This is a genomic window from Streptomyces minutiscleroticus (assembly GCF_014650875.1).
Taxonomy (GTDB): Bacteria; Actinomycetota; Actinomycetes; order Streptomycetales; family Streptomycetaceae; genus Streptomyces; species Streptomyces minutiscleroticus.
In genome coordinates this window covers 1-15,716 of sequence record NZ_BMVU01000068.1, presented here as the reverse complement: position 1 = coordinate 15,716, position 15,716 = coordinate 1, and the positions used below count along the sequence as shown (strand labels likewise).

11 protein-coding genes are annotated in these 15,716 nt (G+C 74.3%); 7 read left to right on the top strand and 4 right to left on the bottom strand.

The features are described 5' to 3' along the window. Positions 1–116 precede the first annotated feature (116 nt). The 5 genes from IE271_RS35190 (at position 117) to hemB (ending at position 6,560) form a co-directional block, all read left to right on the top strand. Positions 117–872, top strand: coding sequence for a redox-sensing transcriptional repressor Rex (locus IE271_RS35190; protein ID WP_190194540.1), 756 nt, complete (start codon positions 117–119; stop codon positions 870–872). Then, the gene (locus IE271_RS35185; protein WP_190194539.1) at positions 869–2,656 is read left to right on the top strand and encodes a glutamyl-tRNA reductase; all 1,788 of its coding nucleotides are present in this window, start codon (positions 869–871) and stop codon (positions 2,654–2,656) included. The genes IE271_RS35190 and IE271_RS35185 overlap by 4 nt, the downstream gene beginning before the upstream one ends. After that, the gene (gene hemC, locus IE271_RS35180) at positions 2,653–3,672 is read left to right on the top strand and encodes a hydroxymethylbilane synthase (RefSeq protein WP_190194538.1); all 1,020 of its coding nucleotides are present in this window, start codon (positions 2,653–2,655) and stop codon (positions 3,670–3,672) included. The genes IE271_RS35185 and hemC overlap by 4 nt, the downstream gene beginning before the upstream one ends. Beyond that, positions 3,669–5,345 (top strand): bifunctional uroporphyrinogen-III C-methyltransferase/uroporphyrinogen-III synthase, encoded by a 1,677-nt coding sequence (locus IE271_RS35175; RefSeq protein ID WP_190194537.1) that lies wholly within the window; start codon positions 3,669–3,671, stop codon positions 5,343–5,345. Before hemC ends, IE271_RS35175 begins: the two co-directional genes overlap by 4 nt. 222 nt (positions 5,346–5,567) lie before the next feature. Further along, on the top strand, positions 5,568–6,560 hold the full coding sequence (gene hemB, locus IE271_RS35170) for a porphobilinogen synthase (RefSeq protein ID WP_190194536.1): 993 nt from the start codon (positions 5,568–5,570) through the stop codon (positions 6,558–6,560). Between the two features lie 70 nt (positions 6,561–6,630). Here hemB and IE271_RS35165 read toward each other — a convergent pair whose 3' ends face one another. Further along, a complete protein-coding gene (locus IE271_RS35165; RefSeq protein WP_190194535.1) occupies positions 6,631–7,410 on the bottom strand; it encodes a DUF4232 domain-containing protein in 780 nt (259 codons plus the stop codon). A gap of 195 nt (positions 7,411–7,605) precedes the next feature. On the opposite strand from IE271_RS35165, the gene IE271_RS42650 reads away from it, so the two are divergent. Next, positions 7,606–9,351 carry a helix-turn-helix domain-containing protein gene (locus IE271_RS42650; RefSeq protein ID WP_229919779.1) on the top strand — a complete coding sequence of 582 codons (1,746 nt, stop codon included), beginning with the start codon at positions 7,606–7,608 and terminating at the stop codon, positions 9,349–9,351. A gap of 82 nt (positions 9,352–9,433) precedes the next feature. Here the strand turns inward: IE271_RS42650 and IE271_RS35155 are convergent, their stop codons facing one another. Both IE271_RS35155 and argS read right to left on the bottom strand, forming a co-directional pair. Beyond that, entirely contained in the window at positions 9,434–10,249 is an 816-nt protein-coding gene (locus tag IE271_RS35155) for a DUF4253 domain-containing protein (protein ID WP_190194534.1), read from the bottom strand. A 124-nt stretch (positions 10,250–10,373) separates the two neighbouring features. Further along, entirely contained in the window at positions 10,374–12,143 is a 1,770-nt protein-coding gene (gene argS, locus IE271_RS35150; protein ID WP_190194533.1) for an arginine--tRNA ligase, read from the bottom strand. Between the two features lie 379 nt (positions 12,144–12,522). On the opposite strand from argS, the gene lysS reads away from it, so the two are divergent. Continuing rightward, positions 12,523–14,259 (top strand): lysine--tRNA ligase, encoded by a 1,737-nt coding sequence (lysS, locus tag IE271_RS35145; protein ID WP_190194532.1) that lies wholly within the window; start codon positions 12,523–12,525, stop codon positions 14,257–14,259. An 84-nt stretch (positions 14,260–14,343) separates the two neighbouring features. Here lysS and IE271_RS35140 read toward each other — a convergent pair. Then, a partial coding sequence (locus IE271_RS35140; protein ID WP_190194531.1) for a DUF2637 domain-containing protein occupies positions 14,344–15,716 on the bottom strand: 1,373 nt, incomplete at its 5' end.

The window sequence follows — 15,716 nt, the reverse complement described above, 5'->3', positions numbered from 1 at the left end:
CCGGGCAAAACGGACACCATCTTTGTGCACGCGTTCACAAAGACATAGCCTGCATTCGACGGGGCGGTCTGGGGACGCATGACCGCCTGCAGCCCCGCTTCACCCGCAGGAGCACCGTGGCAACTGGCCGAACTCACCGACCGGCGACCCGCAGCCGAGGAATCCCCGAGGCCACCGTCGCCAGGCTTCCGCTGTACCTCCGAGCCCTCACCGCACTGTCGGAGCGCTCGGTCCCCACGGTCTCCTCCGAGGAGCTCGCGGCCGCGGCGGGGGTCAACTCCGCCAAGCTGCGCAAGGACTTCTCCTACCTGGGCTCCTACGGGACGCGCGGGGTGGGCTACGACGTCGAGTATCTCGTGTACCAGATCTCCCGCGAACTCGGACTCACCCAGGACTGGCCGGTTGTCATCGTCGGCATCGGAAACCTCGGGGCCGCGCTCGCCAACTACGGCGGGTTCGCCTCCCGCGGGTTCCGCGTCGCCGCGCTCATAGACGCCGATCCGAACATGGCCGGAAAGCCGGTCGCCGGGATCCCCGTGCAGCACACGGACGACCTGGAGCGGATCATCCACGACAACGACGTCTCGATCGGTGTGATCGCGACCCCCGCGGGCGCCGCCCAGCAGGTCTGCGACCGCCTGGTCGCCGCCGGCGTCACCTCCATCCTGAACTTCGCGCCGACCGTGCTGTCCGTGCCGGACGGCGTCGACGTGCGCAAGGTCGACCTCTCCATCGAGCTGCAGATCCTCGCGTTCCACGAGCAGCGCAAGGCCGGCGAGGAGGCCGCGGGCGAGCCCGGGGCCGTCGCCGGGAACCCCGAGGACCCCGGCCAGGGCCCCGACGGCGACGTACCGGCGGTGATGCCGGCATGAGTCTCCTGGTCGTCGGACTGAGCCACCGCAGCGCGCCCGTCAGCGTGCTGGAGCGGGCCGCGCTGCCCGCGGACGCCAAGGCCAAGCTGCTGCAGGACACCCTCGCGGCCGAGCCGGCCGGCGAGGCCGCGGTGCTGGCCACCTGCAACCGCATCGAGCTCTACGCCGACGTGGACAAGTTCCACGCGGGCGTCGCCGAGCTGTCCACGCTGCTCGCCCAGCACAGCGGCGTCGGCCTGGAGGAGCTCACCCCCTACCTGTACGTGCACTACGAGGACCGGGCGGTCCACCACCTCTTCTCCGTGGCCTGCGGCCTGGACTCGATGGTGGTCGGCGAGGGCCAGATCCTCGGCCAGATCAAGGACGCGCTGGCGACCTCGCAGGAGATGCACACCGCGGGCCGGCTGCTGAACGACCTGTTCCAGCAGGGCCTCAGGGTCGGCAAGCGGGCGCACTCCGAGACCGGCATCGACCGGGCGGGCCAGTCGCTGGTCACCTTCGGCCTGGAGCAGCTGGCCGAGGGCGCGGCCGTGGAGACCTGGGCCGCCGGCAAGCGTGCCCTGGTGATCGGCGCGGGCTCCATGTCCTCGCTGGCCGCCGCGACGCTCGCGCGCGCCGGTGTCGCCGAGGTCGTCGTGGCCAACCGCACGCTGGAGCGCGCCGAGCGCCTCGCGCAGATCCTCACCGAGGGCGACGACACCGACGTACGGGCCCGTGCCGTGCCGATGTCCGCGGTGCAGGACGAGCTGACACGTGCCGACATCGCGGTGTCCTGCACCGGCGCGACCGGTCTCGTGCTGACGGCCGAGGCGGTCGCCGCCGCGGTCGAGGGCCGTGTCCCGGCGGCCGCGCCGTCCGGCGTGCCCGCGCCGGGCCGCCCCGGGGACGCCCGCGCGACGGCCCCCGCCGCCGCGCGAGACGTGTCCGGGGACCTTCCGCCCACCGGCCTCGGCGCCGAGGACGGCTGCCCGCTGGACGTGACGGCCGTGCAGGCCACCACCGCCACCGCCGGTTTCTCCGTGCAGGGCGAGGCCGCCGTCGCCGGGATGGCCGCCGCCGACCTGGAGCAGCACGCCGCCTGGGTGGACAAGGGCGCCGGGGACGCCGCCCGCGGCCCGCGCGCCGCCGGTGCGGCCGGTACGACGGTGCTCGGCCCCGACGGCGACGCCGAGCTGATCAGCGCGCTCGCCGCCACGGCCGCCACCGCCGGACGCGTGCCCGAGCGGCGCAGGCCCGAGCCCGTGCGCGTCCCGCATCAGGCCCCCGCGCTCGCGCTGCTGGACCTGGCGATGCCGCGCGACATCGACGCGGCCGTGCACCGGCTGCCCGGCGTACGGCTCGTCGACATCGAGTCGCTGGCCGAGGCGAGCGCGGACGCGCCGATGGCCGCCGACGTGGACCAGGTGCGGCGCATCGTCGCCGACGAGGTGACCGCGTTCGGCGCCGCCCAGCGCGCCGCCCGCATCACGCCCACGGTGGTGGCCCTGCGCACCATGGCCGCCGACGTCGTCGCGAGCGAGATCGCGCGCCTGGAGGGGCGGCTGCCGGGCCTCGACGACAAGCAGCGCGGCGAGATCACGCAGACCGTGCGGCGCGTCGTCGACAAGCTGCTGCACGCGCCCACCGTCAGGGTCAAGCAGCTGGCCGCCGAACCCGGCGGCGCCGGATACGCGGACGCGCTGCGCACCCTCTTCGACCTGGACCCGGAGACGGTCGCCTCCGTCTCGCGGGCCGAACACGACAGCAAGAACGGCGGCGACGCCGAGAACCGAGGGCGGGCATGAGTGAGCCTAAAGAGCAGAACCGGGTGTCCCGGGCACTGAGGCTGGGGACGCGGCGCAGCAAGCTCGCCATGGCCCAGTCCGGGCAGGTGGCGGAGGCCGTGAGCCGGGTGACCGGGCGGCCCGTCGAACTCGTCGAGATCACGACCTACGGCGACACCTCGCGCGAGCACCTCGCGGCGATCGGCGGTACCGGCGTCTTCGTCACCGCGCTGCGCGACGCGCTGCTGCGCGGCGAGGTCGACTTCGCCGTGCACTCGCTCAAGGACCTGCCGACCGCGCAGCCCGGGGACCTCGCGCTCGCCGCGGTCCCGGTGCGCGAGGACCCGCGCGACGTGCTGGTCGCGCGGGACGGCCTGAAGTTCGCGGACCTGCCCGTCGGCGCGCGCGTCGGCACCGGCTCGCCGCGCCGCATGGCCCAGCTCAACGCGTACGCCCGCAGCCACGGCATGGAGATCGAGACGGTCGCCATCCGCGGCAACGTGGACACCCGCATCGGGTACGTGCGCGGTGGCGAGCTGGACGCGGTCGTGCTGGCCGCCGCCGGACTCAACCGGATCGGCCGCGCCGACGAGGCGACCGACCTCCTCCCGGCGGACGTCGTTCTGCCCGCCCCCGGCCAGGGGGCCCTCGCGATCGAGTGCGCCGCGGCCGACGCGGACCTCGTCGCCGTGCTCGCCGAGCTCGACGACCCGTTCACGCGGGCCGCCGTGACCGCCGAGCGGTCCCTGCTCGCTGCCCTGGAGGCCGGCTGCAGCGCGCCCGTGGGGGCGCTCGCCGACCTTCCCCCGCTCTCGGATCCGCTCGAGCAGGGGGACCCCCGGGCCGACAGGAGGATTGTCAAGGAAATGCGCCTGCGCGGCGTCGTCGGCACGACCGACGGCTCGACGCTGGTGCAGCTGTCCACCACCGGTCCCGTGCCCGAGACACACGAGCAGGCGATGGCGCTCGGCAGCGAACTCGCCGCCGAGATGCTGGCCAAGGGCGCGGCCGGTCTGATGGGGGAGCGAGCACATTGAGCCCCACCACCCTTTCCGCCGGCCTGGAGCACGGGCACGTCACCTTCCTCGGTGCCGGACCCGGAGACCCGGGACTGCTGACCCTGCGCGCCGTGGAGGCGCTGGCGAACGCGGACGTGCTGGTCGCCGAGCCCGAGGTGCTCGACGTCGTCCGCACGCACACCAAGCAGGGCTGTGCCGTACTGGACACCGAAGCGGGCACACCTCGTCCGGCGCTCGCTGACGCTTCGTCAAAGAGCGTTGAGGCCCCTGCTGCGAGGGATGCCGCACATCTTGTCATGGAGGCCGTGAGGGGCGGCAGGCGGGTCGTGCGTGCGGTGTCCGGGGACCCCGGGCTCGACACCTACGCGGCCGAGGAGATGCTGGCCTGCGCCGCCGCGGGCGTGCCCTTCGAGGTCGTCCCCGGCATCGCCGCCGCCGTCGGCGTGCCCGCCTACGCGGGGGTGCCGCTGCGCGACGCCCAGGGCACGGACGTCCGGTTCGTCGACGCCCGCACCGCCTCCGGGCGCTGCTGGACCGAGGTCGGCGCCTCCGACGGGACCGTGGTCGTCTCCGCCGCGCTCGACTCGGTGGCCGCGGCCGCGGGCGAGCTGGTCGCGGCGGGCCGCAAGCCCGACACCCCGATGACCGTCACCGTCGCCGGGACGACGACGCGCCAGCGCACCTGGAGCGCGACGCTCGGCACCATCGCGCAGACGCTCAAGCAGGCGAAGGTACTGCCCTCGCCCGACGGCGGGCGCCCGGTGATAGCCGTGGTCGGCGAGCGTTCCGCCGCCGCCCAGCGCGACCGGCTGTCGTGGTTCGAGTCCAAGCCGCTGTTCGGCTGGAAGGTCCTCGTGCCGCGGACGAAAGAGCAGGCGGCCTCGCTCTCCGACCAGCTGCGCTCCTACGGCGCCGTGCCCCACGAGGTCCCGACGATCGCCGTCGAGCCGCCGCGTACGCCCCAGCAGATGGAGCGCGCGGTCAAGGGCCTGGTCACGGGTCGCTACGAGTGGATCGCCTTCACCTCGGTCAACGCCGTCAAGGCGGTCCGGGAGAAGTTCGAGGAGTACGGGCTCGACGCCCGCGCCTTCGCCGGGATCAAGGTCGCGGCGGTGGGCGAGCAGACCGCCAAGGCGCTCGTCGCCTTCGGCGTGAAGCCGGACCTCGTGCCGAGCGGCGAGCAGTCGGCCGCCGGCCTCCTCGAGGACTGGCCGCCGTACGACCCGGTCTTCGACCCGATCGACCGGGTGTTCCTGCCGCGTGCCGACATCGCCACGGAGACGCTGGTCGCGGGCCTGATCGAGCTGGGCTGGGAGGTCGACGACGTCACGGCCTACCGCACCGTGCGCGCGTCGCCGCCCCCGGCGGAGACCCGCGAGGCGATCAAGGGCGGCGGCTTCGACGCGGTGCTGTTCACGTCGTCGTCGACCGTACGGAACCTGGTCGGCATCGCCGGCAAGCCGCACAACGTCACCGTGATCGCCTGCATCGGCCCCGCCACGGCGAAGACCGCCGAGGAGCACGGCCTGCGGGTGGACGTGATGGCCCCCGAGCCCTCCGTCCACAAGCTGGCGGAGGCCCTGGCCGACTTCGGCGCGCGGCGCCGCACGGCGGCGCTGGAGGCCGGGGACCCGGTCACCCGGCCCAGCGAGCGGCGTCCCGGCGCGCGGCGCCGGCGGGCGGCGACCTGAGCCACGCTACGTGCCCCGTCCCCGGAAACCCGGGGGCGGGGCACGTCGTGTTTCCGGGGCTCAGCGCCCGGACCCGGCTCAGCGCCCGGACCCGGCGCGGGACCCGGCCCGCCCGGCTGCTCGCCGTCGAGCGACTGCGCAGAAGGAGCCGCCGTCGGGCCCGCCGCGCGGTCGACACGGCGTCGGCAAAGGTGCATCTGGGGCAGGCGTAGCGTAGAAGGCATGACGAAGTACGGTTCCTTCCCCGGTACGCGTCCCCGCCGGCTGCGCACCACCCCCGTCATGCGGCGCATGGTCGCCGAGACCCGGCTGCACCCCGCCGACCTGATCCTCCCCGCCTTCGTGCTGGAGGGCGCGCACGAGCCGGTGCCGATCTCGGCGATGCCCGGCGTGTTCCAGCACACGCGGGACAGCCTGCGGAAGGCCGCCGCGGAGGCCGTGGAGGCCGGGGTCTCCGGGATCATGCTCTTCGGCGTCCCGGAGGAGGCGAAGAAGGACGCCCTCGGGACCGCGGGCACCGACCCGGACGGCATCCTCCAGGTCGCCCTGCGCGACGTGCGCGCGGAGGTCGGCGACGACCTCGTCGTCATGTCGGACCTGTGCCTGGACGAGTTCACCGACCACGGGCACTGCGGCGTCCTGGACGCGCAGGGCCGGGTCGACAACGACGCGACGCTGGAGCGGTACGCCGAGATGGCGCAGGTCCAGGCCGACGCGGGCGCCCACGTGGTGGCCCCCAGCGGCATGATGGACGGCCAGATCGGCGTCATCCGCGACGCGCTGGACCAGATCGGCCGCGAGGACGTGTCCATCCTGGCCTACACGGCGAAGTACTCCTCCGCCTTCTACGGCCCCTTCCGCGAGGCCGTCGCCTCCTCCCTCCAGGGCGACCGCAAGACCTACCAGCAGGACCCGGCGAACCTGCGCGAGTCCCTGCGGGAGCTGGAGCTGGACCTGGAGGAGGGCGCCGACATGGTGATGGTCAAGCCGGCCGGCCCCTACCTCGACATCCTGGCGAGGGTCGCGGACGCGGTCGACGTGCCGGTCGCGGCGTACCAGATCTCCGGCGAGTACGCGATGATCGAGGCCGCCGCCGAGAAGGGCTGGATCGACCGGGACAAGGCGATCATGGAGACCCTGACGGGCATCAAGCGCGCGGGCGCCCGCTCGATCCTGACGTACTGGGCCACCGAGGTGGCCCGGAACCTGCGCTAGCCGTACGCGAGGGGCCCCGCTCCGGCCATCGGGCCGGAGCGGGGCCCCTCGCGTACCGGGCGTCAGGCGGTCACCACTGCAGGGCGTCGGCCAGGTCCGACTGCCAGTAGGTGACGGCGAGCGAGCTGTCGACGTACACGCCGTCCCCGGGCAGGGCCACGGACGCGGAGGAGCCGTCCCCGAAGCCGACGGTGAGCTCGTCGGTGGTGTAGCCGTCCCCGCCGCTGCCGTCGGCGGCCGACAGCAGCACGCCCGCGTAGCCGGACTCGCCCGGCGCCAGCGTGACCACCGCCTGCGGCTTGCTCTCCTCGACGACCGGCGGCACGGACTGGGCCTCGCCGAAGCGGGCGATCGGGTAGAAGGGGGTGAGGAGGTCGCAGTAGTCGTCGCCGGCGTTGGTGACGGTGATCAGGAGGTGGTTCACCGGGCGGGTCACCTCCGTCGCCTTGACCTTGGTGTTGCCCGCGGTGCACTCGACGCGGTTCTCCGGGTCCCACGGGTCCGAGGAGCCCGAGGAGTTCGAGGAGCCGGAGGAGCCCTTGGAGCCCGAGGACGCGGAGGAGCCCGAGGAGGCCGACGAGCCCGAGCCCGAGGACTTCGCCTGGTCGGCCCTGGCGGCGCCCGAGCCGCTCCCGGCACCGGTGGAGCCGGAGTCGGTGGAGCCGGAGCCGCGCTCGGTGGAACCACCACCCTTCTCCGCGGCGTCACGGGCGGAGGAGGAGACGGCGGCGGCGCCCTCGTCCTGAACGCCTCCGCCCTGGCCGCACGCGGTCAGCGTGAGCGTGGCGAGCGTGATCGTGGCGGCGGCGAAGAGGCGGACGCGGGAGGTGCGGAGAGCGCGAGCGGACATGGCGGAGTCCCTTCCGGACAGGTGGGGTCGCGCAGGCCGCTCGACCGGGTGCCGGGAGCGGCGTGCTTGGATGACCACAGCTTGTGGGGCAGTCCGTCCCGGCCGCCAGCGCTGCCGGACCATCAGGGACACTGGAATGCCGAAACACAGTCTGACCTGCGGAAACGGATGTCCCGTGGAACGCCGGTCCGGGACATGAGGGATGGAGGAACGGTGGCGGGGGACGACTTCGCGGGACTGCTGCGGGAGCTGAAGCAGCGGTCCGGACTCAGTTACGGGGTCCTGGCCAGGCGGCTGCACGTCAGCACCTCGACGCTGCACCGGTACGTCAACGGCGAGGTCGTGCCCGCGGACTACGCTCCCGTGGAGCGCTTCGCCCGTGCCTGCGGGGCCGCCCGCGAGGAACTGGTGGAGCTGCACCGGCAGTGGGTGCGGGCCGACGCGCTGCGGGGGCAGAAGGGCGCGGGCGCGGCGCCGCGGGCCGCGGGCGGGGCGGCCCCGGCGGGTGAGGGTGCCGCTTCGACAGGGCGGTCCGGCTCGACAGGTCGGTCCGCCTCGGCGAGCCGTCCTGCCCCGGCGAACCGTTCCGCCCCGATGGGGCGTACTGCCACCGGGAGCGGTTCCGCCGCCGCGAGCGGCGCGACGGCCGTCGACGGTGCCACCTCCGCGGACGGCGACGTACCGGGGACGGCGGGAGCGGCCGGTGCCGGGGCGGACGGGCCGGCGGTGTCCGGCACGCCGTCGCGTGCGGACGGACCGGGGACGGACGCCACCGTCACCGATGTCACTGCCGCCGACGCCGCCGTCGTCGCCACCGCTGCCGCCACCACCGGAGCCGACGAAACCACCGCCACTGACGGCGCGGCCGCGGCGGAACAGCCGCGTGCCGAAGGGGGTGGCGGGGCCGAAGGGGGCGGAGGTTCCGGGCGGCCCGACGGACCGGGCGGTTCCGGCGGTTCCGGGGAGCCCGGCGGCCCCGGTGGGGACGCCGTCTCCGTGTCCGGGTCCCCCCGGGCGGCCGGCGGCCGGGGCGGGCGCCGTCGCCGTACCGTCCTGCTCGCCGCGACCGGCGTCGCCGCGGTCGTCGTGGGCGCCGCGCTCGTCGCGAACCTGCTGCCCGGCGGCGACGACGGCCGGGACCGGGAGCGGACGGCCGGGGCGGCCGCGGCCCCCCACGGCGCGAGCCCGTCCGGCTCGCCCGGTGGGAAGGAGGGGCCCTCGAAGTCCCCCAGCGCCTCCGCCTCCGCCTCCGTCTCCGTGTCCCCGTCCGCGTCCGCGTCGCGCGGCGCCACCGCCTCCGGGGCCCCCGCCTCCGAGGCTCCCGCGGGCAAGGGGAAGGGCGCGGCCTCGCTGACCGTCGCCACGAACCCGTACACCTGGGAGAGCCCGTGCAGCCAGCACTACCTGCTGGACCGGGAACCCGCCGAGCTGCCGCCGCCGCCCTCCGAGCAGGACGCGCGCGGCTGGGTGAGACCCCTCGGCGGGGTGGCCGGGGGCGAGCAGCTCATCACCCTGACCGTGCAGGGCACCGGCGCACAGACCGTGGTCCTGGAGGCCCTGCACGTGCGGGTGGTCCGCACCGCGGCGCCGCTCGCCTGGAACGACTACACCATGGGCGTCGGCTGCGGCGGCGGGGTGTCCACCAAGTCCTTCGACGTGGACCTCGACGCGGGCCGCCCGGACGCCGCGCCGAAGTCCGGGCAGCGGGACTTCCCGTACAAGGTCAGCGAGAACGACCCCGAGGTGTTCTACGTGAGCGCGCACACCACGGCGCACGACGTGAGCTGGTACCTGGAGCTGGACTGGTCCAGCGGCGCGCAGCGCGGGACCGTGCGGGTCGACGACGGCGGACAGCCGTTCCGCACGAGCGGCAACGTGGGGCGCCCGTCGTACGACTACCCGCTCGGCGGGAGCACCTGGCAGGAGGCCGCGACCGGCTGACGGCGGCCGCCCGGCCGCGGGGTGCGGGCGGCGGCGGGCCGGTGCCGGCCCCGCTCGCACCGGGTGCCGGGCACCGGGCCCGTCAGTCCCACCAGAAGGACCAGGACCGCTGCCCCAGGACGCCCTGCTCGGCGTAGGCGCGCAGGCCGCCCGCGGCCGCGTCCACGGCGTCCGGGCAGAAGGCGAAGTGCTCGGCGGCGACCGCCTCGGCCTCGGCGGCGGTCGCGGGCGGGGCCGCCACCGACACCACGAGGCGGCCGAAGGTGAGCGCCACCACGCGTATGCCGAAGCGGTCCTCCCAGGAGCGGAGCACCGCGCACAGCCGCGCCACGTCGTTCTCGTGGTTCAGCGGGCCGCTCCAGCCGATCGCCGCGGGGATGTCCGCGCTGCGTCTGGCCGGGACCAGCGCCGTGCGCGGCTCCCACAGGCCCGGGCGGCCGTCCAGGAGCGAGTCGGCGATCTCCGCGGCCCGCGCGTCGGGGTCGGCGTCCAGCGGTCCGGCCTCGGCGAGCCCCGGCCACTCGGCCCCGAACGGGGCGAGCACGTCACCGGGGAGCCGGTCCGCGTACCCCTCCCAGAAGTCGGCGAGCACGTCCTCCGCGTCGTGGTCGCCCGCGTACGACGTCCGGCCCGGGCCCAGTTCCCACTCCTCCGGGCCGCCCTCGTGGTCCGAACCGCGCGCCAGCAGCAGCGGGTGCAGCCCGGCCGTGCGGCGGGCGCCCGCGAGCCGCTGCCAGTCGCCGGGGCGGGCCGGCGACCCGGCGTACCACAGCAGCGGTTCGTGCCAGGGGCCGTCGATGGTCGCGTCGACCAGGGTGCCGGGCGGAAGTTCGAGGCCGAGGGAGCGGCCGCTCGGGTCGGCCGCCAGCTTGGGCAGCGGGTTGGGAAGTGTCGCCATGAACGCGACTGTAGGGGGCGGCACTGTCAGTGCCGCCCCCTACGGATCAAGCGATGCCGATCAGAGACAGGCCGGGGACACGACCGGGACGCCCGGGCCCGCGAGCCCCGGGGACGCTCAGGTCCTAGAGGCGCTCGGGCGTCCTGATGCCCAGCAGGGCCATGCCCCGGTGCAGCGTGCGGGCGGTGAGGTCGACGAGGAACAGCCGGTTCTCCACGACCTCCGGCGCGTTGGCGTCGCTCAGCACCTGGCACTGGTCGTAGAACGTGGTCAGGTGCGAGGCCAGCTGGTACAGGTACGCGGCCAGCTTGTGCGGCTCGTGGCTCTGCGCCACGTCGAGCAGCAGCTCGCCGAACTGGTCCAGGTGCAGCCCGAGGGCGCGCTCCGCGGGGGCCAGCTCCAGCTCCGGGTGCGCGGCGGGCCGGGCGTCGCCGGCCTTGCGCAGGATCGACTGGATCCGGGCGTACGCGTACTGGAGGTACACGCTCGTGTCGCCGTTGAGCGAGACCATCTGGTCCAGGTCGAACTTGTAGTCGCGCACCGCCGACGTCGACAGGTCCGCGTACTTCACGGCGCCGATGCCCACGTACCGGCCGTTCTCGACGATCTCCTCCTCGGACAGGCCCACCTTCCCGGCCTTCTCGCGGACCACGGCCGTGGCCCGGTCGATCGCCTCGTCCAGCAGGTCCACCAGCCGGACCGTCTCGCCCTCACGGGTCTTGAACGGCTTGCCGTCCTTGCCGAGGACCGTGCCGAAGGCGAGCTGCTCGGCCTTGGTGCCGTCGTTCAGCCAGCCGGCCCTGCGGGCGGTCTCGAAGACCATCTTGAAGTGCAGCGACTGCCGGGCGTCCACCACGTACAGCAGGGTGTCCGCCTTCAGGCTGAAGACGCGGTCGCGGATCGCGGAGAGGTCGGTGGCCGCGTAGCCGTAGCCGCCGTCGGACTTCTGGACGATCAGCGGGACCGGCTTGCCGTCCGGGCCCTTGACGTCGTCGAAGAACACGCACAGCGCGCCCTCGGAGCGGACGGCCACGCCCGACTCCTCCAACAGGCGGCAGGTCTCCTCCAGCATGTCGTTGTAGCCGGACTCGCCGACCACGTCCGGGTCGCGGATCTCCATGTCCAGCTTGTCGAAGACCGAGTAGAAGTAGATCTTCGACTCGTCCACGAACTTCTGCCAGAGCGCGAGGGTCTCCGCGTCGCCCGCCTGGAGGTCGACCACCCGGCGCCGGGCCCGCGTCTTGAACTCCTCGTCGGAGTCGAAGAGCGCGCGCGAGTCCTTGTAGAGCCGGTTCAGGTTGGACATGGCCTCCTCGCCGGAGACCTCGCCCCCCTCGTGGTCCAGCTCGTGCGGGTGCTCGATCAGGTACTGGATGAGCATGCCGAACTGGGTGCCCCAGTCGCCGATGTGGTGCCTGCGGACCACCGTCTCGCCGGTGAACTCCAGGATCTGCACGACCGCGTCGCCGATCACCGCGGAGCGCAGGTGGCCGACGTGCATCTCCTTGGCCACGTTCGGCTGCGCGTAGTCGATGACCGTCGTGCCCGCGTCCTGCGCGTAGGGCACGCCGAGCCGCTCGCCGTCGGCGGCGCGCGCGGCGAGGTTCTCGGTGATCGCCCGGTCGGTGACGGTGATGTTCAGGAAGCCGGGCCCGGAGACCTCGACGTCCTTGATCAGGCCGCCGTTCTCGACCCGCTCGACCACGGTCGTCGCCAGCTCCCTCGGGTTGGCCTTGGCCTTCTTGGCGAGCGCCAGGATCCCGTTGGCCTGGAAGTCCGCCCGGTCGCTTCGGCGCAGCAGCGGGTCCGCGTCGGCGTTCTCCGGCAGGGCGGCCGAGAGCGCGGCGGCGAGGCGCTGGTGGACGGAAGCGGTGAGGGACGTGACCGAGGCCATGGAGTGGGTGCCGTTCTCCTCGTGGGTGCAGATAGACGTCCTCAGTATCCCACGCGGGTCAAAGCGGTTTTCCCGGCTCGGGCGGGCCCGGGCGGGCTTCGGTCAGGCGGTGCAGGGCCCCGGCCGCGCCGTGCCGCGGCCCGGCGGCGGTACGGGCGGGCCGCGGGTGGGGCGCGGCCGGGGTGCGGTGCGGGCGCGGTGCGGCCCGGGCCGGTGAAAAGGGGTTTTCGCGGTTGCGGCGGGAGCTGGGAGAATGGGGGAGTCCGGCCTCGTGGCCGTCCGGCGGGGACGCCGTGGGACCACGGGGCAGCGCGGACGCTTCGGGGGCGCCCGGCGCCCACGGCTTCCTCCAGGGAATCCTCAGGAAAGAAAGAAGGACGTGCCGATCGTGGCTCAGAGCACCGAGACCACCGACTGGGTCTCCCGTTACGCGGACGAGGTCATCGCCGAGTCGGAGCGTCGGGCCCCGGGCAAACCGGTCGTCGTCGCGTCCGGACTCTCCCCCTCCGGTCCCATCCACCTGGGCAACCTCCGCGAGGTCATGACCCCGCACCTGGTCGCCGACGAGATCAGGCGGCGCGGGTACGAGGTGCGCCACCTGATCTCCTGGGACGACTACGACCGGTACCGCAAGGTCCCGAACGGCGTCCCGGGCGTCGACGCGTCCTGGGCCGAGCACATCGGCAAGCCGCTGACCTCCGTCCCGGCCCCGGCCGGCTCGGCGTACCCGAACTGGGCCGAGCACTTCAGGGCCGCCATGGTCGAGGCGCTGGCGCAGCTGGGCGTCGAGTTCGACGGCATCAGCCAGACGCGGCAGTACACCTCGGGCGCGTACCGCGAGCAGATCCTGCACGCGATGCGGCACCGCGCCGACATCGACGCGATCCTCGCCCAGTACCGCACGAAGAAGGCGCCCGCGAAGAAGTCGCAGAAGCCGGTCGACGAGGCCGAGCTGGAGGCCGCCGAGGGCTCCGGCGCCGCGGCCGAGGACGACGGCACCGGCTCCGCCGGCTACTTCCCGTACAAGCCGTACTGCGGGGAGTGCGGCAAGGACCTCACCACCGTCACGGCCTACGACGACGACACCACCGAGCTGACGTACGTCTGCGAGGCGTGTGGCTTCACGGAGACCGTCCGGCTCAGCGAGTTCGACCGCGGCAAGCTGGTCTGGAAGGTCGACTGGCCCATGCGCTGGGCCTACGAGGGCGTGATCTTCGAGCCCTCCGGCGTCGACCACTCCTCGCCCGGCTCCAGCTTCCAGGTCGGCGGCCAGATCGTCGGCCTCTTCGGCGGCGAGCAGCCCATCGGCCCGATGTACGCCTTCGTGGGCATCAGCGGCATGGCCAAGATGTCGTCCTCGCGCGGCGGCGTCCCGACCCCGGGCGACGCGCTGAAGATCATGGAGCCGCAGATCCTGCGCTGGCTCTACGCCCGCCGCCGGCCCAACCAGTCGTTCAAGATCGCCTTCGACCAGGAGATCCAGCGGCTGTACGACGAGTGGGACAAGCTCGACGCCAAGGTCGCCGACGGCACGGCCCTGGCCGCCGACGTCGCCGCGCACTCCCGCGCGGTGCGCACCGCCGCCGGGGAGCTGCCCCGCACGCCGCGCCCGATGCCGTACCGGACCCTCGCGTCCGTCGCGGACGTCACCGCGGGCCACGCGGAGCAGACGCTGCGCATCCTCGGCGACCTCGACCCGGCCCGCCCGCTGGCCTCGCTCGACGAGGTGCGGCCCCGGCTGGACAAGGCCGAGGCGTGGATCAACACGTACGTGCCGGCCGACCAGCGCACCGTCGTGCGCGAGGAGGCCGACAAGGACCTGCTGGCCACCCTCGACGACCGGGCCCGGGAATCCCTGCGGCTCCTCGTCGAGGGCCTGGACTCGCACTGGTCGCTCGACGGCCTGACCCACCTCGTGTACGGCGTGCCCAAGGTGCAGGCCGGGTTCTCCGCCGACGCCACGCCCAAGGAGCTGCCGCCGGAGATCAAGACGGCCCAGCGGTCGTTCTTCGCGCTGCTCTACCACCTGCTCGTGGGCCGCGACACCGGCCCGCGGCTGCCCACCCTGCTCCTCGCCGTGGGCGCGGACCGGGTGCGCAGGCTGCTCGGCGCGTAGCCGGTGGCATGACGGAGGGGCGCCCGGTACCGACCGGGCGCCCCTCCGTCATGTGCGCGTGCCGTGGGCCTCACCGGCCGCGGCTCACGCGATGTGGTCCTCCTCCAGCTCCGCGTTGAAGCGGTTCTGGAAGCGGGTCATGTAGCGCTTCAGCGTGGCGGTGTCGAGGGACTCGCCGTACGCGGCCTCGATGTTGTCCCCGAGCTCGCGCGGCGTGGGCAGGCCCTGGCCGTTGATCGACTGCCGGAAGACCGTGTAGTAGGCCTCCTCGCGGGTCCTCTCGTCGGGGAAGCCGGGCTGCTCGGACGCGTCGGGGACGGGCGCCTCCTCCACGAGCACCTCGGCGTGCGCCTGCGCGGGCGCCTCCGCCGCGGTCGCCACGGCGCCGCCGTCGCCCAGCGGGCGGGTGCGGTTCGGGCCCGCCGGGATCGGGAAGTCGAGGCCCTCCTGGACCGCCGGCCCCTGCTGCGGGAGCGGCTGCGGGGCGGCCTGCTCCGGCAGTCGCCGCTCCTGGGACTGCCCGGGCGCCTGCGCCTGCTGCCCCTGCTCCTGCCGGCCCGGCTCCTGCTGCGCCTGCGGTCCCTGCGCCTGCGGTCCCTGCCCCTGCTGGGCGAAGGCCATCGCGCGCTGCCGCCGCGCCTGCTCGGCGTACCAGGCCTCGTACTCGTCCTCCGGCACGTACGACGGGTCGTACGTGGGGTCGTACCCGCCCTCGTAGACCACCTCGTGCGGCGGCGCGAACCACGGGCTGCTGCCGTCCGCCGCCGACGCCTCCTGGTCGGGGCCCTGCTGCCGGTCCTGCCGGTCCGGACCCTGCTGCGGGCCCTGGGGCTGCGGTCCCGGAGCCTGCTGCCCGGGGACCTGCTGTGCGGCCCGCTCCTGTGCGGGGCGCGGCTGCCCGGGCGCGGGACCGGCCGGGGCCGCGGGTCTCGCGTGCTCCTTCGGGGCCTCGGCGGTCCCGGCCGGAGCCGACGGCTCCAGCTCGCGGTGCGCGGCGGACGCGGGCTGGGGCGCCGGGGGCAGCAGCGCGGGCTCGATGCCGGCGGCGGCCAGGCCCATGGGCGCGGTGTCCGCCAGGGGGACGCCGTAGCGGGCCAGGCGCAGCGGCATGAGGGACTCCACCGGGGCCTTGCGGCGCCAGGCGCGGCCGAAGCGGGAGCGCAGCCGGGCCTGGTAGACGAGTCGTTCCTGCTCCAGCTTGATGACCTGGTCGTAGGAGCGCAGCTCCCACAGCTTCATCCGGCGCCACAGCAGGAAGGTCGGCACGGGGGAGAGCAGCCAGCGGGTCAGGCGCACGCCCTCCATGTGCTTGTCGGCGGTGATGTCGGCGATGCGGCCGATGGCGTGCCGGGCGGCCTCGACGGCGACCACGAACAGCACCGGGATCACCGCGTGCATGCCCACGCCCAGCGGGTCGGGCCAGGCGGCCGCGCCGTTGAACGCGATCGTCGCCGCGG